Consider the following 18,412-nt stretch of genomic DNA (forward strand, 5'->3'; position numbering starts at 1 on the left):
AAAACATTTGTTTGAATACATAAAAGGCAGCATTGAATTAGTTGGACCAGAATATATTGTCGTTGAAAATCAGGGAATCGGCTTTCAAATTATTACCCCCAATCCGTTTGCTTTTTCAAGACAAATTGGGCAGGAAATCAGAATCTACACCTACCACTATGTGCGCGAAGATATGATGGCGCTATATGGTTTTCAAACGAAAGAAGAAAAAGTGTTATTTACGAAGCTATTAAACGTATCAGGGATTGGGCCGAAAGGAGCGCTGGCCATTCTCGCTTCGGGAAATCCGGAACAGGTGATTGCCGCAATTGAAAGTGAAGATGAGGCATTCCTGATAAAATTCCCAGGAGTTGGCAAGAAAACGGCACGACAAATGATTTTAGACTTGAAAGGAAAGCTGCAGGCCGTAGTGCCAGACTACTTCCCAGACCTATTCACTGCAGGAGAAGATCGCTTCGGAAAGCCATCATTAGCAGAATGGGAAGAAGCAGAGCTTGCGCTGAAAGCACTCGGTTATTCCGATAAGGAAATTAGAAAAATTGCTCCCGAGCTGCAAAAAGAACAGCTTTCGACGGATCAATACATAAAGAAAGCCCTGCAAAAACTGTTAAAATAAAAGTTTGACTCGATAAGGGAGTAAGGTGAAAGAACTGAATCAACACTGCCTAACATCCTGAAATAGAAGTTTGACTGATAAAAAGGGTGAGAGTACTCATGGATGAAAGACTTATTTCTGCCGAAGCGGACGACCGGGATGATTCCTATGAGCAAAGCTTACGGCCGCAAACGTTAACCCAATATATTGGGCAAAATAAAATCAAAGAAAATCTTGATATCTTTATCAAAGCAGCAAAACTTCGCCAAGAGACACTTGACCATGTTCTCCTGTATGGACCTCCAGGGCTTGGTAAAACCACCCTTGCAACGATTATTGCTAACGAAATGGGCGTAAATATTCGTACCACCTCTGGTCCGGCGATTGAACGGCCTGGTGATTTAGCTGCTATTCTTACTTCGCTTGAGCCCGGCGATGTACTTTTTATTGATGAAATCCATCGCCTTCAACGTTCAATTGAAGAGGTGCTTTACCCGGCAATGGAAGATTTTTGTCTAGATATCGTGATTGGTAAAGGACCAAGTGCTCGTTCAGTCCGACTTGATTTGCCGCCGTTTACGTTAGTGGGAGCGACAACAAGAGCGGGTTCCATTTCGGCGCCATTGCGTGACCGTTTTGGTGTCCATGGTCGACTTGAATACTACACGGTCGAGCAACTCACTGATATTGTCACAAGAACTGCGGAAATACTGGATACTGAAATTGAACCGCTGGCTGCTGAGGAAATTGGGCGCCGCTCACGAGGGACGCCACGGATTGCCAATCGGCTCCTCAGAAGGGTGCGGGATTTTGCCCAAGTGCGTGGAACGGGACACATAGACCTCATTATTGCCAACGAATCCCTCCAGAGATTGCAAGTTGACCGTTTAGGTCTTGATCATATTGACCATAAATTACTTATGGGGATCATTGAAAGATTTCGAGGTGGTCCGGTAGGATTGGACACGATTGCCGCCTCAATTGGTGAGGAGTCGACAACCATTGAGGATGTTTATGAGCCATATCTTTTGCAGATTGGCTTTTTACAGCGGACTCCGCGCGGTAGAGTTGTGACCGATCTTGTATATCGTCATTTTGATCTGGAGGTGCCTGATAAAAAATGACAGGTATAGCAAAAACCGTTATGATGATTGGAGCAATCATTTTTGTCATCGGCTTTTTGATGAATTTTATCCACTTAGGAAAGCTGCCAGGCGACATCGTGATAAAAAAGGGAAATACAACGTTTTATTTTCCAATGGTGACGTCTATTTTGCTTAGCGTTTTGCTATCGGTCATTTTTTATGTCATTGGCCGTTTTCGGTAGAAGCTAAAGTGAACAACGAGTGCAGCAGGATTTTAGAAAGCTCCAGAAAATTATTAAAGAATGTTAGAGGTTAAGGTGACCATACATGAAAGTTGATTTGTTTGATTTTGATTTACCGGAGGAGTTGATTGCTCAGGTCCCGCTTGTCAATCGGACCGACAGTCGCCTGATGGTTTTGGATAAGGAAACGGGTGCGGTAAAGCATGAAATATTTAAAAATATTGCTGAGTTTTTCCGACCTGGTGATTGTTTAGTTTTAAATGATACAAAGGTTTTGCCTGCCCGACTTTACGGAACAAAAGTAGAAACGGGTGCACATGTTGAAGTTTTGTTGTTAAAGCATGAAAAAGGTGACCAATGGGAGACATTGGTGAAGCCGGCAAAACGGATTAAAGAAGGTACACACATTAGCTTCGGCGACGGACGTCTTACGGCTGTTTGCGTAGGCACGAGCGACCATGGTGGCCGAACGCTTGAATTTAAATATGATGGTATTTTTTACGAAGTGCTCGACTCGTTGGGGGAGATGCCGCTGCCACCATATATTAAGGAGCAGCTCGAGGATCGTGATCGGTATCAAACTGTATACGCGAAGGAAAGAGGCTCTGCTGCAGCTCCAACAGCTGGTCTTCATTTTACAAAAGAATTGTTGGAAGAATTACAAGCAAAAGGTGTGAAGCTTGCCTTCATCACGCTTCATGTTGGTCTTGGCACATTCCGTCCAGTTAGTGTTGATGATATCAATGAACATGAAATGCATGCAGAATACTATCAAATGTCACAAGAGACTGCCCAATTATTGAATCAGGTGCGCGCATCAGGCGGACGGATTATTTCCGTTGGAACAACGTCGACACGGACATTAGAAACGATTGCTTCTGCCAATGAAGGGAGCTTTGTTGCTTCAACAGGGTGGACGAATATTTTCATTTATCCAGGTTATCAGTTTAAGGCGATTGATGGCATGGTGACGAATTTCCATTTGCCAAAATCAACATTAATTATGTTGATAAGTGCGCTCGCTGGGCGTGAACATGTCCTAGCAGCTTACAATCTCGCTGTCAGCGAACGCTACCGCTTCTTTAGTTTTGGTGATGCGATGTTAATACTCTAGTTTTGATAAAAAAACAAATTGAACTTAGATTAGTGTCTAGCGCAAACGCCTAGGGGCTCGGGGTCACAAGGCAAGCCCTTCCGGAAATCAGGATTTCCTGCAGTGCTTGCCTTGTGCCTGTCGCCCCTGAGCAAGGCGTTTGCGCTTTTCTTAATAAAGGAGGACAAGCAATTGTCTGCGATTCGTTATGAATTAATTAAAACATGTAAACAAACAGGGGCGAGACTAGGGCGGGTTCATACACCGCATGGTTCGTTTGAAACTCCAGTATTTATGCCGGTTGGCACATTAGCGACCGTTAAAACCATGTCTCCAGAAGAGCTTAAAGCGATGGGAGCAGGAATTATTTTAAGTAACACCTATCATCTCTGGCTGCGCCCAGGTAATGAAATCGTTAAAGCGGCAGGGGGCCTTCATAATTTTATGAATTGGGACCGGGCTATCTTAACTGATTCTGGTGGCTTCCAAGTATTCAGCTTAAGCGAATTTCGCAAAATTGAGGAGGAAGGCGTCCACTTCCGCAATCATTTAAATGGCGATAAACTATTTCTTTCACCAGAAAAGGCGATGGAAATTCAGAATGATTTAGGCTCGGATATTATGATGGCCTTTGATGAGTGTCCACCGTTCCCAGCTACATTTGAATATATGCAAAAGTCTGTTGAACGCACGTCGCGTTGGGCCGAGCGCTGCTTAAAGGCCCATAAGCGTCCAGAGGATCAAGGCTTATTTGGGATTGTCCAAGGTGGAGAGTTTGAAGAACTGCGCCGCCAAAGTGCCAAAGACCTGACTTCACTTGACTTCCCAGGCTATGCAATTGGTGGATTATCAGTTGGAGAACCGAAGGATGTCATGAATCGTGTCCTTGAATTCACGACACCATTATTGCCAACGAATAAACCAAGATACTTAATGGGTGTTGGTTCACCGGATTCATTGATTGACGGTGCGATACGCGGTGTTGATATGTTCGATTGCGTCTTGCCAACTAGAATTGCCCGAAATGGTACATTAATGACAAGTGAAGGCCGTTTGGTTGTAAAGAATGCCAAATACGCTAAGGATTTCGGACCATTGGATCCAAATTGCGATTGCTATACTTGTAAAAATTACTCAAGAGCCTACATTCGCCACTTAATCCGATGTGACGAAACATTCGGAATACGTTTAACGTCTTATCATAACCTACATTTTCTGATAAAATTGATGGATGAGGTCAGACAAGCGATTCGTGAAGATCGCTTAGGTGACTTTAGAGAAGAGTTTTTTGAAAAATACGGCTTCAACAAGCCCGATGCAAAGAACTTTTAATTGCTAACAAGTAAAGGAGCTGAAATAGTTTGGAAAACCTATTAGGAACAGTTGGACCGTTAGTATTAATGTTTGCTTTGTTTTACTTTTTGTTAATTCGTCCTCAACAGAAGAAACAAAAGGCTGTAACACAAATGCAAAGTGACCTGAAAAAAGGGGACAAGGTTGTGACAATTGGCGGCCTTCATGGATTTGTTGATTCATTGGATGAAGCAACAGTCGTCATTAAATGTGGTGACGGAAGCCGTCTAACATACGACCGTAATGCAATTCGTGAAGTAATTGAAAAGTAATTGAAAATAAATAATAAAAAGGAAGCGAGCAAATATGCTCGCTTCCTTTTTTTGTATAAAATAGTAAAAGTTTTGAACTAGTCTTAGTGTCTAGCTCCAGGCGCCATCGGCTCGAGGTCACAAGTCAATCCGTCCAGAAGGTAAAAAGCAACCTTCCGGCCGGCTCGCCTTGTGCTTGTCGCCGATATGCGGGCGCCTTACGCTTTTCGTTGTCTATGCACTTCTCGATTTAGATGACATATTCACTCCTAATATTCCACCCATCATGGCTATGAGCATAAAGCAGGTATGATAGATGATTTGCTGCTGGTCAAAGAGACGATCGTAGCCAAGATACTGGAACAGGAAGATTACCATCGAATAAAGCAAGCCGGTTAAGCCTCCAAGCATCCAGCCCTTTTCCTTTCCTTTCCCCCCAGAAATAAACCCTCCTGCAAATATGGCTACAAATGAGGCGGCCGTAATAATAACCTGTAAACCGGATTCCTGTACTGACGAAAATTTTAGAATGAGGGAAAAAATTAAGCTACCTACAATTTCCAATAGAAAAATGGCGATTAAGCCGTGTAAAACAGCTAAGCCAAATTGTTTGGATCCGATGTTCAACCTCTCCCTTCTTTTCCCAATAGAGGTCATTTAGGTCTATTGGATTTCATTATTTGCTAGTACAAGCATATTCACGGAACTTTCGGATTAGAATCAGAGATTTATATTTCTGATAATTAATGGAAATACACAAATGGAATTATGATTTTCCAATCTTTACACAAACTAAGTTTGTTCAAGTCAGGGAGGGGCAAAGAATGGAAGAATATATCATCATTATCACGCGCACAATTCTATTGTATTTGCTCATTTTATTGATGTTTCGACTGATGGGAAAGCGCGAAATCGGTGAATTAAGTTTGTTAGATTTAGTAGTTTTTATGATGATAGCTGAATTAGCAGCACTATCGATTGATAAGACGGATGATTCCATGCTTCGATCGGTAGTTCCAATGATATTATTAATGGCAATTCAAATAATCTTTGCTTTTCTATCTTTAAAAAGTAAAAGGTTTCGTAATCTCATTGATGGACAGCCATCCATCATTATTAGAAATGGAAAAATTGATGAAAAGGCGATGAGAAAGCAGCGTTATAATTTTGATGACCTTTTGCTGCAATTAAGAGAGCAGAATATCCGCAGTATCGCCAATGTTGAATTTGCCATCCTAGAATCGTCTGGAAAGCTGTCAGTGCTCGAAAAAAACACTGATAATGAAAAAGAAAGAGAGGGAGGCTTCACGATTCCACTCATTATGGACGGTGAAATCATCGAAGAAAACCTCCAGAATATGCATCAAACGAACCTTTGGCTCCGTCAGCAACTCAAGCAGCGCGGCTTTGACAATCCGAAAGCCATCTCCTTTTGCAGCTATCAAGACGGTGAATTTTTTATAGATGTAATGGATGAACATTGAGACTGCTGGCAAAAAATGATCAGTAAAATTACTGCTAACTTCAAATCCTTAACGGAATATCCATTTGGCGATGGGGTTTCCTATCCAAGGAATCCAGCGAACATCTTCTTTGTGTACCAATTTGAATGCAAACAGGAGAATCGTGTACAACAATGAGATTAAAGTTGCCGTAATTAATAATTTAATGCCAAGTGGAACTTGAAACGAGAAATGTTTCAAGAGCCAGAAGCCGCACCAGCATGTGATTCCGATGACAATAAAAGTTTTTACATATTCCCGAACATAAAATGAAAATGAAATAGTCTTCAATACCGTTGCGAAATGAAGGAAAGTAACAAGCACAAAGCCGGTAATAATCCCTAAGGCAGCACCTTTTATACCAAAGCTAGGCTGACTTGCCAGCAGAAAAATAACCCCAGTTTTTACAACCGAACCAATTAAGCTGTTTATCATGGCCGCTCGTGCTAAATTCAAGGCTTGCAGGACTGCTTGAAGTGGTCCCTGATAATAATAAAATAAGAAAAACGGGGCCATAATTTTAATAAAACTAGAGCCGCTTGTTGATCCATACATAACCTCCATCAGCGGGTCTGCCAACACAAACAGGAGAATCACCGAAATTCCACCAGTCAGGAAGGTCAGCCTAAGAGCCTGCTGAAGCCTATGTTCGATTAGTTTTTTGTTATTGTTCGAGTTGGCCTCACTAATAGCTGGAACGAGCGATGTGGAAAGCGATAAGGTAATGAACGAAGGGAGCATCAGGACTGGCATCGCGAAACCTGTCAGTGCACCGTATTGTTTCGTAGCTTCGATTGTTGCAACACCAGCAATCGCGAGACTATGGGCGACAACGATTGGTTCGAAAAACCAAGCAACTGAACCGATCATTCTGCTTCCTGTAGTTGGTAAGGCCACACTCATCAGTTCATGAAAGGTTTGTTTTCCTGAGTGAACAAACCTAAAAAAATTTGTCCGAAGCTTAAAACGCTTTTTTAATTTAAAAGAAGTTAATAAATAAATAAGCGATGCCAATTCACCAATTACCGAAGCAAACATAGCTCCTGCGGCCGCATATTCAATTCCAAGTGGTAAAAACATTTTTGTTAAGGTGGCAATTAGCGCGATGCGAATGACCTGTTCAAGAACTAAAGCGATGGCGGTAGGCTTCATGTTTTGCTTACCCTGGAAATATCCGCGTAGCACTGATGATACGGCGATGATTGGAACAATTGGTGCTATCGCCAGAAGGGGATAAAGGGTCCGAGGGTCTGTGAATAATGTTTCTGCTAGGTAGGGTGTTAACAATAACAGGGCAGGAGTAAAAATGGTCGATAGTAAAAGCGTAATCGATAAGGATACGATTAGTATCTTTTTTATTTTTTTAGTATCGCCTTGCGTCTCAGCTTCTGCGACACTTTTAGAAATAGCTACAGGCAGACCCAATTGGGTTATGGTAATGACTAGAGTAAAGGTTGGTATGGCCATCATGTACAGCCCGACGCCTTCTTCACCAATAAAACGGGCAATCACAATCCGATTGATGAACCCCAATACCTTGGTCACGAATGTTGATATTAAAAGAATAATAGTTCCTTTTAAAAACTTAGACATCTGGGCTCCCTGCCTTCTCAAACATGCTGATATCATATACAATTATCTATATGCAAAAGAGTGGACAAAGCATGACAAGTTGTTTCGCTGATACAAAATTAAATCGACTTATGCTTGGAGGCGGGAAATAATGGAGATTCGTCATGAATACGAACAATTTCGTGAATTAGTAAGCCCAGCGTTAAAAAGTAAGGTATCGGAGTTTCAAATACTTGGTTATGAAAAAGTGTCAGAGCAGGAAGTCTGGAGTTTTTTAATCAATAAAAAGTGGCGAAAGGTAAAAGGAGATATCCATCTGTATGAAATAATTCAGGATATTTTGGGTGTTCAGATCGGTCAGTTTATGAGTTTCGCAACAGTTGAAGCCTTTAGAGCACCTGATTTTGATTTTGATAATGAAGAGGATCGTAAGGCCTTGTTAAAATAAAAATATTAGCGGAATATTAACTTTTGTTGACATTTTAAAAGTGGAATTGACTTCCACTTTTAACTGTTTCATAATGACAATACTGACTTTTCTTGATTTATTTTAGTTTTTTTAATTGTTTAGCAAAAGAGGCGTCATCAGCTCAAGGAATACTGCTGATTAGTAGTCGCTTTACGCTTTTCTACTAAGGAGGATTTATACATAATGGTAAAACGGAGTCGCATAATGGTTTTCCTTCTCCTCATCGTGCTTTTTGCAGGGTTGATGGGGACAACAACAAAAGGCATCCTTGACCGAATTAAGCTAGGTCTGGACCTGCAAGGTGGCTTTGAGGTTTTATACGAAGTAAAGCCAGCTGAGAAAGGACAGAAAATTGATAAGGATGTGTTGGCAAGCACTGCCGAAGCATTGGACAAACGGATCAATGTCCTAGGTGTGAGTGAGCCAAATATTCAAATCGAGGGAAAAGATAGAATCCGTGTTCAGTTAGCAGGTGTAACTGATCAGAAAAAGGCTCGGGAAATATTATCGACTGAAGCCAATTTATCATTTCGCGATGTTAATGATCGTTTGATGTTGGATGGTTCGGATTTGGCCGAAGGTGGTGCAAAGCAAACCTTCGATGAAAATGGTAAGCCAAGCGTATCCATTACATTAAAAAGTGCTGATAAATTTAAGAACGTAACAAAAGAAATTGTCGATATGGGATCCCCAAATAACTTATTGGTTATTTGGTTAGATTTTGAAGAAGGAAAGGATTCCTTTAAAACAGAAATAGCGAAGGAAGATCCAAAATTCCTTTCAGCACCAAGAGTTAGTCAAATTTTTAATTCAAAACAAGTTTCTATCGTTGGGGATTTTACAATTGATGAGGCGAAAACACTATCTTCATTATTAGATGCCGGTGCGTTACCTGTTAAACTCCATGAGATCTATTCAACGTCAGTCGGTGCGAAATTTGGTGAACAGGCATTAAACGATACTGTTTATGCTGGAATTGTTGGAGTAGCGATTATTTTCTTATTCATGCTATTGTATTATCGTTTACCTGGACTAGTTGCGTGTATCACGCTATCAGTTTATATTTATTTAATTTTGTTAGTGTTTGATTGGATGAATGGGGTTTTAACTCTACCAGGTATAGCAGCATTAATTCTGGGTGTCGGGATGGCAGTTGACGCCAATATCATCACCTATGAGCGAATAAAAGAGGAATTAAGGGTAGGAAAATCGTTAAAGTCTGCTTTCCAAGCAGGTAATCATAATTCCTTAACCGCCATTTTCGATGCAAATATTACAACGATTATTGCAGCAGGGGTGTTATTTTTCTACGGAAACAGCTCTGTTAAAGGCTTTGCTACCATGCTAATCGTAAGTATTTTATGCAGCTTTATCACTGCTGTATACGGAACTCGCTTATTTATGGCTTTACTAGTTCATAGCAAAATGTTTAATAAAAAATTAGGCTGGTTTGGCGTTAAGAAAGACGAAATTCACGATTTAAAAGATAATGTTGACACTATTGATTTACCGACAAGATTTGATCGATTTGATTTTGTGAAAGTTCGTAACAAATTCTTCATTTTCTCAGGGGCTCTAACAGTATTAGGGATTATTTTCTTAATTGTTTTCCGATTAAATCTGGCGATTGATTTCTCAAGTGGTACGAGAATTGAGGTTATCTCAAAAGAGCCGATTACAGCAGAAGCGATTGACAAAGAGTTGAAGGCTCTTAATCTTGATGCCGAGGATATCGTCCTATCAGGTACGAATAAAGATGTTGGTGTTGCGAGATTAAAAGGTGTGTTGGCAAAGGATGAGATTTCAGAGCTGAAATCACATTTTAAAGATCAGTTTGGTGCGGAGCCTAACGTTGGAACTGTTTCACCAACGGTTGGTAAAGAATTGGCTAAAAACGCGATCATCTCAGTCATCATTGCTTCAATCGGAATCATTATTTATGTATCACTCCGATTTGAAATGTCGATGGCCGTGGCAGCCATAGTTTCATTGCTTCATGATGCGTTTCTAATTCTTACCGTGTTTAGCATTACCCGTCTTGAAGTGGACTTAACCTTTATCGCAGCCATTCTAACCATCATTGGTTATTCGATAAATGATACAATCGTAACGTTTGACCGTATGCGTGAAAATATGCAAAAGAAAAAGCGGCTTAAAACACCTGCAGATATTGCGGATGTTGTAAATACGAGCCTACGTCAAACATTGAATCGTTCCGTTAATACCGTGTTAACGGTTATTATCACCGTTGTAGCCCTATTGATTTTTGGTAGTGAAGCTATTAGCAATTTCTCATTAGCTCTATTAATCGGGTTGATTGCTGGTATGTATTCTTCACTATTTATTGCCGCTCAGTTATGGGTAGTTTGGAAAAATAAAGAGCTGAAGAAAAAAGGTGTTATCCAGACCGCTAAGGTAAAACGCAAAAGTTCAGATCAACCACAAGTGTAGTAGTGGTGACGTCGGCAATCCCAGCCTGTGATTCAGGTTGGGATTGTCTTTTTATTTTGAAAAAATAAGCTTTTCTCTGTTCACTTTCATTCATTGAAACCCCTGACTAGCTTTTGTATAATAAGAAGGTTGAGGGGTGAAAACGAATGTTAAAATCAAAATCAAGATGGATGGTTCGACAGACCAATGAAGAAAAGGTTCAACATTTACAAACAGAATTAGCGATTTCACCGCTTGTAGCCTCATTACTTGTCAATCGTGGTATTGAATGTGCAGAAGAGGCACGCAAATTTTTATATACTAATGACCAAGCCTTCCATGATCCGTTTTTACTAAAGGATATGGACAAGGCTGTTAATCGTATGAAAGAAGCAATTGAAAAGCAAGAACAAATATTTATTTTTGGCGATTATGATGCCGATGGAGTCAGCAGTACAACCGTGATGATGAAAACGCTGCTGGACTTAGGCGCCAATGTTCAATATTATATTCCCAATCGGTTTACAGAAGGGTACGGTCCAAATGAACCGGCATTCCGCCATTTGGCGAGTTGTGGTGTGAGTTTAATTATTACAGTCGATACTGGGATTTCAGCATTACATGAAGCCCAGGTGGCCAAGGAATTAGGCATTGATTTAATCATTACAGACCACCACGAACCAGGACCAGTTCTACCAGAAGCCTATGCCATTGTTCACCCAAAGCTGCATGACAGCACATATCCTTTTCGTGAATTAGCTGGTGTCGGGGTGGCGTTTAAGCTCTCACATGCTCTTTACGGAAAAGTACCCGAGCATTTACTAGATATTGTTGTGATTGGTACAGTTGCGGACCTCGTATCTTTAACTGGAGAAAACCGTTTAATTGTTACACGTGGTATCAAGAAAATGAAATCAACTACGAATATTGGACTCCAAGCCTTACTAAAGCTTGCTAGTGTAAATCCATCCACCATCAATGAAGAGACGATTGGATTTACGCTTGGACCAAGGATAAATGCAGCAGGACGGCTCGAAAGTGCTGATATTGCAGTTGATTTATTATTAACGGATGATGAAAATGAAGCGATGTCGATTGCTGAAGAGATGGAGCAGTTGAATAAACAGCGCCAAGCGATCGTTAATCAAATAGCTGAAGAAGCGATAAAAGAAGTTGAGGAGAATTACCCAGTCTCAGAAAACTCGGTATTGATTTTAGGAAAAGAAGGTTGGAATGCTGGAGTAATCGGAATCGTTGCTTCTAAGCTTGTTGAACGCTATTATCGGCCGACGATTATCCTTAGCTATGATCTAGAGAAGGGACTAGCGAAAGGCTCGGCCCGAAGTATTGCCGGCTTTGATCTGTTTCAAAATCTTTCAACTTGTCGTGAGCTATTGCCGCACTTTGGCGGACACCCGATGGCAGCAGGGATGACCTTGAAAATTGATGACGTGGACGAGTTAAGAGCTAGGTTAAATTCTCTAGCTAATGAGCAGTTAACGGACGAAGATTTTATCCCAGTGGTTAACATTGATAGTGCTGTTTCACTTGCTCATATTGATTTGAAAGCAATTGAAGAGATGCAAATGCTGTCACCGTACGGAGTTGATAATCCAAAGCCGAAGGTATTAATCGACTCTGTGGAGCTTGCCCAAATTCGCAAGATAGGTTCTGAACAAAACCATCTGAAGGTAACATTAGCTGAAAGCTCAGCAAAACTTGATGGAGTAGGGTTTGGTCTCGGTCATCTGTATGAACACATTGCACCTAGTGCCAAAATATCGGTAATAGGAGAATTATCCATCAATGAGTGGAATAATATTCGCAAGCCGCAAATTTTCCTTGCTGATATGGCAGTAGAAACGTGGCAGCTGTTTGATTTTCGCGGCAATAAAAAACAAATTCATTATATCGATAGTATCCCAAAACACGAGCGGAAATGGATTGTGTTTGATTCTGACCATACTGCGCTGATTCCTGATTATCAAAATGAAGCGGTCATTTGTGTGGAGTCAGAGGATGACGCTAAACAGCTTTCACTTGATGGGCAAAACGTGATCGTGGTCGATATGCCCCCAACAAAGGAAGTAATTGAGCAGCTATTTGTTGGGAAGAAGCCTTCACGTGTGTATGTCCAGTTTTATAAACGTGACAGTGACTTTTTTAGTACTGTCCCGACGAGGGAACACTTTAAATGGTTTTATGCCTTTTTGGCGAAAAAGGGTCCGCTGAATATGTCGCAGCACGGGCACCTGCTCGCAAAGCATCGTGGCTGGTCAAAGGAAACAATCGAATTTATGTCACAGGTGTTTTTTGAATTAGACTTTGTTACAATAAACAATGGACTCATTTCCTTGCAAAAAACAACACAGAAACGAGACTTAACAGAATCAAAGACGTACCAAAAGAAATTGGCGCAATTCTCCCTTGAAAATGATTTACTGTTTTCGTCATACCAGCAGCTAAAAGGTTGGTTTGACCAAATGATTCAAGGGTCTGTTCATAATGAGGAGGAAATAAACGCATGGATTTAAAGCAATTTATTACAACCGTACCTGATTGGCCAAAGCCAGGAATTCAATTTAAGGACATCACCACTTTGATGGACAATGGTGATGCATATAGATATGCGACTGACCAAATCGTATTATATGCACGTGAAAAACAAATTGATCTTGTTGTTGGACCTGAAGCTCGTGGATTTATTATTGGCTGTCCAGTTGCCTATAGTTTAGGAGTGGGCTTTGCTCCGGTTCGCAAAGAAGGAAAACTTCCGCGTGAAACAGTTAAAGCAGAATACGGTCTTGAGTACGGTAAAGATGTTTTGACAATTCATAAAGACGCAATTAAACCGGGCCAAAGAGTCCTTATTACTGATGACCTTTTAGCGACTGGTGGAACAATTGATGCAACGATTCGACTTGTCGAACAGCTTGGTGGAACAGTTGCTGGAATTGCCTTCTTAATTGAGCTTTCTTACTTAGAAGGACGTAACAAGCTACAAGACTACGATATGCTAACACTAATGCAATTTTAATCATACGAATTAATGATGAGGAGCACTCCAGTTTGGGTGCTCTTTTTTGCCAAAAAAAACCATGGCTTTGTCTAAATATCGAGAATCTGCAGCTTATTTAGAATTATTTTTCAAAAAACAACATAAAGGTTTTGAAGGTTGGCTGTCAGTATACTATAATTAATCATTAGAACCCAAAAAATTTATAAAAAGTTGAAATATAAAGGTGATTATAATGGCGAATGATCAAGTACTTAGCGCCGAACAAGTCATCGACCGAACAAAAGCATACTTAAATGCGGAGCATGTTAAATTAGTGCAGAAGGCATATGAATTTGCCAAGCATGCCCATCGTGATCAATATCGAAAATCTGGTGAACCGTATATTATCCATCCGATTCAGGTCGCAGGTATTCTTGCCGATTTAGAGATGGACCCTTATACTGTTGCAGCCGGTTTTCTTCATGATGTCGTTGAGGATACAGACGTGACATTATTGGATTTAACGACGACATTTAACGATGAAGTAGCAATGCTTGTCGATGGAGTGACGAAGCTCGGGAAAATTAAATATAAATCACATGAAGAACAACAGGCAGAAAACCACCGGAAAATGTTTGTCGCAATGGCCCAAGACATACGGGTTATTTTGATTAAACTAGCAGATCGTCTTCATAATATGCGAACTCTCAAGCATTTGCCGCATGAAAAACAACGGCGAATCGCCAACGAAACATTGGAGATTTTCGCACCGCTTGCCCATCGTTTAGGGATTTCCAAAATTAAGTGGGAGCTCGAGGATACCGCATTGCGCTATTTAAATCCTCAGCAATATTATCGAATTGTTAATTTGATGAAGAAAAAGCGGGCTGAGCGCGAGCAATATCTTGATGAAGTTATTGCTGAGGTACGGACGCGAATGAATGAGGTCGCGATCAAGGCTGATATGTTTGGACGGCCAAAACATATTTATAGCATCTATCGAAAAATGCATCTGCAAAATAAGCAGTTTAATGAAATATATGATTTATTAGCGGTTCGCATCATCGTCAACAGTATCAAGGATTGTTATGCTGTGCTTGGAATTATCCATACCTGTTGGAAGCCTATGCCAGGCAGGTTCAAGGATTACATCGCGATGCCAAAGCCAAACATGTATCAATCTCTGCATACAACCGTGATTGGACCAAAGGGTGAGCCACTCGAGGTGCAAATTAGAACTTCGGAAATGCATGCGATTGCCGAATTCGGGATTGCTGCGCACTGGGCTTATAAAGAAGGTAAATCACCAAGTGATATCGCTTCCTATGAGGAGAAGCTTACTTGGTTTAGAGAAATTCTTGAAATCCAAAATGAAACCTCGGATGCCGAGGAATTTATGGAATCACTTAAAGTTGATTTATTTTCTGATATGGTCTTTGTGTTTACTCCAAAGGGCGATGTGATTGAACTACCGGCTGGCTCTGTTCCAATCGATTTTTCTTACCGTATTCACTCTGAAATCGGGAATAAAACGATTGGGGCCAAGGTAAACGGAAAGATGGTTACGCTTGATTACAAGTTGAAAACTGGCGATATTATTGAAATTTTAACATCAAAGCATTCGTACGGTCCAAGTCAGGACTGGTTGAAGCTAGCCCAAACCTCTCAGGCAAAAAATAAAATCAGAGCATTCTTCAAAAAGCAACGTAAAGAGGAAAATGTTGAAAAGGGTAAGGAGCTTGTTGAAAAGGAAATCCGCAATATGGATTTTGATGTAAAAGAAATCTTGACTGCTGATAATTTAAAACGAGTTGCTGAGAAATTCAACTTTGCTAATGATGAGGATATGTATGCTGCGGTTGGTTACAATGGTGTAACCGCGCTGCAGGTAGCTAACCGCTTAACCGAAAAATGGCGGAAAAAGCGCGATCTTGAACAGAGTGCTGATGTTTCAACCGCAGTTTCGGAGCTTAAAGGCTTCCCGGTAAGTAAAAAGCGGGAGTCTGGTGTTCGTGTTACCGGTATTGATAATTTGTTAATTCGCTTGTCCCGCTGCTGTAACCCGGTCCCTGGTGATGAAATCGTTGGATTTATTACAAAGGGGCGTGGCGTGTCGGTCCACCGCGCAGATTGTACGAATATTAACACTGAGGATGCTAAGGAAAGACTGATTCCAGTAGAGTGGGAAACAGCCCTTAATGACCGGAAGGAATATAATGTGGATATCGAGATTACCGGTTACGATCGCCGCGGCTTGTTAAACGAAGTGCTTCAGGCAGTGAATGAAACGAAGACAAATATTTCGGCGGTTACCGGTAAATCTGATCGGAATAAAGCCGCAACGATCATCATGACGATTGCGATTCATAATGTCGCCCATCTGCAGAAGGTGGTCGATCGCATTAAACAAATCCCTGATGTGTATGCTGTCAGACGGATTATGAATTAAGGAGTTCTACGAAAATGAGAATAGTAGTGCAGCGTAGTAAAACAGCTAGTGTCACCGTGGACGGAGTGGTCGTTGGTCACATTGATAAAGGCTTCGTTTTGTTAGTTGGGGTAACGCACGAGGATGCGGAAGCTGATGCCGCATTTTTAGCTGATAAAATCGCCAATCTCCGCGTATTTGAAGACGATGCCGGCAAAATGAATTTATCATTGCTTGATGTCGGTGGAGAAATTCTTTCGGTATCGCAATTTACCTTATATGGTGATTGCCGCAAAGGTCGCCGTCCTAATTTTATGGACGCAGCAAGACCGGAGCATGCGATTGAAATTTATGAGTCTTTTAACCGTCTTTTGCGCGATAAAGGCATTCGTGTTGAAACTGGCGTGTTTGGAGCGATGATGGACGTGCAATTAGTCAATGACGGTCCAGTGACGCTAATTCTTGAAAGTAAATAAGTTGAATTTTTGGTATGGAAGCTTCTTATCTGAAATGATGGGGAGTTTTTTTATTTGGGGAAGGTTCGGAGTTTCTTGCTTTTTTGCTGGTTTGTTTGCTTAATCGTACCCTCTGACACCGATTAAAATACTCTAGGGGTAACGAAAAAGGTCATTGCGTACCCGCTAGCATGTTAAATATAGATTTAGGGGTAACGATTAAGGTCTATTCATACCCCCTAGCGCTCTGTTATGCGACTCAGGGGTAATGAATAAATTTCCTACTAGCTCCCCTTAAGCTAAACATCTCAACTAACTCAACAAAACAACAAAAAAGGCTCGTCCAATGACGAGCCTAATCAAATTAATTGCTAAAATATTTTGCTAACCCTTGATAGATGCCTGTTGCTGCATTTTCCTGAAAGGCCTTTGTGGTAATTAAGCTTTCTTCAGTTGGATTACTTAAATATCCCAATTCCAACAGGGCGGCATTACGTTTGTTTTCACGGATAACATGGTAATCACCGTGCCGCACTCCACGGTCTTTTAAACCCGTATATTGGACAACGGCAGTATGGAGCGCACTCGCTAGTGGCTTTTGAAACGAATTGTTATAAAAGCTTGTTGTGCCTCGCACATTTCTGTCTTCGCTGCTGTCATAATGGATACTGATAAAGGCATCAGCTGCATGGTAATGGGACAGGCGAACACGCGATGATAAGGATAAAAACGTATCATTGGATCGGGTGAAAATGACATTAGCACCTGCAGCTGCTAACCTTTTGCCGAGCAATTGTGCTGTTTGAATCGTGATATTTTTTTCTGATGTACCACGGTAGCCTGAAGTCCCCTGATCTTTTCCGCCATGTCCAGGATCGATGACAATCGTTTTATTTTTCAAATGAACCTCAGAGTCGGATTTTTCGATTTGTTGGCCGCTTCCCTTTACTTTCACAACCCAGCCGGCAACATAAGCAGTATCGCCGTTATTTAAGCGAATTTCAAACCAATCTTGTACCTGCTTAACCGTTTCGAACACTTCACCCTTATCGGCCCGTTCAACAACTTCAGCTTGAATCGTTGGATTCTTTCTGATGTTTGTTCCATCATGTAACATTTCAATATATTCACCTGATGGGATAGCCACTGATTGTGCATCAGATGCTTGGTCAAGAAACCAAGAGGCGACCCATCCGTAAGCACCCTTTTGGTATTCAATTTTAATCCAATTATTGGTTTCTTCTAGTATTTTAAAACGGTCACCTTGATGAACTTTTCCGATGATTGTTCCGTCAAGTGATCCTTTAGAACGTACATATAAAATTGAAGCGGTTACTGTGCCATAGCCTTTTTCCTGTTTAATACTGGAATCCTTTTTGGGCGGTTTGTCCTGTTGCTTCGCATCCGTTGTTAGCTTGACATAGTCCTTGCTGACCCAGCCTTGACCACCTGAATATGAAACTTTAATCCAATTATCACTTGTATCAGCGACTTCAATGGTCGTTCCATTTTTTAATGTATCAAGTACTTTATAGTTTGTGCCAGGGCCAGAACGGACACGCAGACCATCTGTTGTCGCTACGCCACTGCTACCTTTTGTAACCTTTGAAGTACTGGATGATTGCGTCTGGTCACGCTTTACAACCCAATTAGCGACCCAGCCCTTTTTGTTCTTACTAAGCTCAATTTGGATCCAGTCACCGCTCTCTTTAATCACTGAAAATTTGTCACCGCTATTAACCTGTGCGATTTTCTTATAGCTTAAACCAGGTCCTTCGCGGACATTGGTTTGATTTGAGATGATGGTAACGGTGCTTGTCGCTGCTGAAACAGACGAATGGCTTGGCGCTAATCCAGCAACGAACAGGACGAAAATGAAGACGAAAATCATATATGTATTTTTCCGCAAGTAGTGCCCTCCTTTCAGCCTACATCCATT

Annotated in this window: 16 protein-coding genes; 13 read left to right on the forward strand and 3 right to left on the reverse strand. The window is 41.2% G+C overall.

Features of this window, described 5'->3' with window-relative positions; translation table 11 throughout:
- The first annotated feature begins 7 nt into the window (after positions 1–7).
- The 6 genes from ruvA to yajC all read left to right on the forward strand — a co-directional run bounded on the left by ruvA (position 8) and on the right by yajC (position 4,640).
- The gene (gene ruvA, locus HHO41_RS09715) at positions 8–616 is read left to right on the forward strand and encodes a Holliday junction branch migration protein RuvA (RefSeq protein ID WP_169097955.1); all 609 of its coding nucleotides are present in this window, start codon (positions 8–10) and stop codon (positions 614–616) included.
- Positions 617–714: 98 nt separating this feature from the next.
- Positions 715–1,719, forward strand: a complete 1,005-nt coding sequence (gene ruvB / locus HHO41_RS09720) for a Holliday junction branch migration DNA helicase RuvB (protein WP_169097957.1) — start codon at positions 715–717, stop codon at positions 1,717–1,719.
- Positions 1,716–1,922, forward strand: a complete 207-nt coding sequence (locus HHO41_RS09725; protein ID WP_169097959.1) for a DUF2905 domain-containing protein — start codon at positions 1,716–1,718, stop codon at positions 1,920–1,922. The genes ruvB and HHO41_RS09725 overlap by 4 nt, the downstream gene beginning before the upstream one ends.
- A gap of 85 nt (positions 1,923–2,007) precedes the next feature.
- Positions 2,008–3,036: a tRNA preQ1(34) S-adenosylmethionine ribosyltransferase-isomerase QueA gene (gene queA / locus HHO41_RS09730; RefSeq protein WP_169097961.1), complete on the forward strand. Its 1,029-nt coding sequence runs from the start codon at positions 2,008–2,010 to the stop codon at positions 3,034–3,036.
- Between the two features lie 171 nt (positions 3,037–3,207).
- Positions 3,208–4,347: a tRNA guanosine(34) transglycosylase Tgt gene (gene tgt / locus HHO41_RS09735; RefSeq protein ID WP_169097964.1), complete on the forward strand. Its 1,140-nt coding sequence runs from the start codon at positions 3,208–3,210 to the stop codon at positions 4,345–4,347.
- A gap of 29 nt (positions 4,348–4,376) precedes the next feature.
- Positions 4,377–4,640, forward strand: a complete 264-nt coding sequence (gene yajC, locus HHO41_RS09740) for a preprotein translocase subunit YajC (protein WP_169097966.1) — start codon at positions 4,377–4,379, stop codon at positions 4,638–4,640.
- A gap of 213 nt (positions 4,641–4,853) precedes the next feature.
- Here yajC and HHO41_RS09745 read toward each other — a convergent pair whose 3' ends face one another.
- Positions 4,854–5,246 (reverse strand): TIGR04086 family membrane protein, encoded by a 393-nt coding sequence (locus tag HHO41_RS09745; RefSeq protein WP_169097968.1) that lies wholly within the window; start codon positions 5,244–5,246, stop codon positions 4,854–4,856.
- Positions 5,247–5,443: 197 nt separating this feature from the next.
- Between HHO41_RS09745 and HHO41_RS09750 the strand changes: the two genes are divergently transcribed.
- Positions 5,444–6,103, forward strand: coding sequence for a DUF421 domain-containing protein (locus HHO41_RS09750; RefSeq protein WP_169097970.1), 660 nt, complete (start codon positions 5,444–5,446; stop codon positions 6,101–6,103).
- Between the two features lie 48 nt (positions 6,104–6,151).
- Here the strand turns inward: HHO41_RS09750 and spoVB are convergent, their stop codons facing one another.
- Positions 6,152–7,714 carry a stage V sporulation protein B gene (gene spoVB / locus HHO41_RS09755; RefSeq protein ID WP_169097972.1) on the reverse strand — a complete coding sequence of 521 codons (1,563 nt, stop codon included), beginning with the start codon at positions 7,712–7,714 and terminating at the stop codon, positions 6,152–6,154.
- 130 nt (positions 7,715–7,844) lie between these two features.
- Between spoVB and HHO41_RS09760 the strand changes: the two genes are divergently transcribed.
- The 6 genes from HHO41_RS09760 (at position 7,845) to dtd (ending at position 16,494) form a co-directional block, all read left to right on the forward strand.
- Positions 7,845–8,141, forward strand: a complete 297-nt coding sequence (locus tag HHO41_RS09760) for a post-transcriptional regulator (RefSeq protein ID WP_169097974.1) — start codon at positions 7,845–7,847, stop codon at positions 8,139–8,141.
- 204 nt (positions 8,142–8,345) lie between these two features.
- On the forward strand, positions 8,346–10,613 hold the full coding sequence (gene secDF / locus HHO41_RS09765; protein ID WP_169097976.1) for a protein translocase subunit SecDF: 2,268 nt from the start codon (positions 8,346–8,348) through the stop codon (positions 10,611–10,613).
- A gap of 146 nt (positions 10,614–10,759) precedes the next feature.
- Positions 10,760–13,126, forward strand: a complete 2,367-nt coding sequence (recJ, locus tag HHO41_RS09770) for a single-stranded-DNA-specific exonuclease RecJ (RefSeq protein ID WP_169097978.1) — start codon at positions 10,760–10,762, stop codon at positions 13,124–13,126.
- Positions 13,117–13,629 carry an adenine phosphoribosyltransferase gene (locus HHO41_RS09775; RefSeq protein ID WP_169097980.1) on the forward strand — a complete coding sequence of 171 codons (513 nt, stop codon included), beginning with the start codon at positions 13,117–13,119 and terminating at the stop codon, positions 13,627–13,629. Before recJ ends, HHO41_RS09775 begins: the two co-directional genes overlap by 10 nt.
- 214 nt (positions 13,630–13,843) lie before the next feature.
- Positions 13,844–16,039 carry a RelA/SpoT family protein gene (locus tag HHO41_RS09780; protein WP_169097982.1) on the forward strand — a complete coding sequence of 732 codons (2,196 nt, stop codon included), beginning with the start codon at positions 13,844–13,846 and terminating at the stop codon, positions 16,037–16,039.
- A 14-nt stretch (positions 16,040–16,053) separates the two neighbouring features.
- Positions 16,054–16,494 carry a D-aminoacyl-tRNA deacylase gene (dtd, locus tag HHO41_RS09785; RefSeq protein WP_169097984.1) on the forward strand — a complete coding sequence of 147 codons (441 nt, stop codon included), beginning with the start codon at positions 16,054–16,056 and terminating at the stop codon, positions 16,492–16,494.
- Positions 16,495–16,837: 343 nt separating this feature from the next.
- Here the strand turns inward: dtd and HHO41_RS09790 are convergent, their stop codons facing one another.
- Complete coding sequence (locus tag HHO41_RS09790) at positions 16,838–18,382, reverse strand: N-acetylmuramoyl-L-alanine amidase family protein (protein WP_169097986.1); 1,545 nt, start codon at positions 18,380–18,382, stop codon at positions 16,838–16,840.
- Positions 18,383–18,412: the final 30 nt, after the last annotated feature.

The sequence above is a fragment of the Bacillus sp. DNRA2 genome (assembly GCF_012843265.1).
Lineage (GTDB): Bacteria > Bacillota > Bacilli > Bacillales > Cytobacillaceae > Bacillus_BU.

Bases quoted from the DNA above. Each gene is read 5' to 3' on its own strand.
- ruvB (WP_169097957.1), top strand. From the start codon at position 715: ATGGATGAAAGACTTATTTCTGCCGAAGCGGACGACCGGGATGATTCC.
- HHO41_RS09725 (WP_169097959.1), top strand. From the start codon at position 1,716: ATGACAGGTATAGCAAAAACCGTTATGATGATTGGAGCAATCATTTTT.
- queA (WP_169097961.1), top strand. From the start codon at position 2,008: ATGAAAGTTGATTTGTTTGATTTTGATTTACCGGAGGAGTTGATTGCT.
- HHO41_RS09750 (WP_169097970.1), top strand. From the start codon at position 5,444: ATGGAAGAATATATCATCATTATCACGCGCACAATTCTATTGTATTTG.
- spoVB (WP_169097972.1), bottom strand. From the start codon at position 7,714: ATGTCTAAGTTTTTAAAAGGAACTATTATTCTTTTAATATCAACATTC.
- HHO41_RS09760 (WP_169097974.1), top strand. From the start codon at position 7,845: ATGGAGATTCGTCATGAATACGAACAATTTCGTGAATTAGTAAGCCCA.
- secDF (WP_169097976.1), top strand. From the start codon at position 8,346: ATGGTAAAACGGAGTCGCATAATGGTTTTCCTTCTCCTCATCGTGCTT.
- recJ (WP_169097978.1), top strand. From the start codon at position 10,760: ATGTTAAAATCAAAATCAAGATGGATGGTTCGACAGACCAATGAAGAA.
- HHO41_RS09775 (WP_169097980.1), top strand. From the start codon at position 13,117: ATGGATTTAAAGCAATTTATTACAACCGTACCTGATTGGCCAAAGCCA.
- HHO41_RS09780 (WP_169097982.1), top strand. From the start codon at position 13,844: ATGGCGAATGATCAAGTACTTAGCGCCGAACAAGTCATCGACCGAACA.
- dtd (WP_169097984.1), top strand. From the start codon at position 16,054: ATGAGAATAGTAGTGCAGCGTAGTAAAACAGCTAGTGTCACCGTGGAC.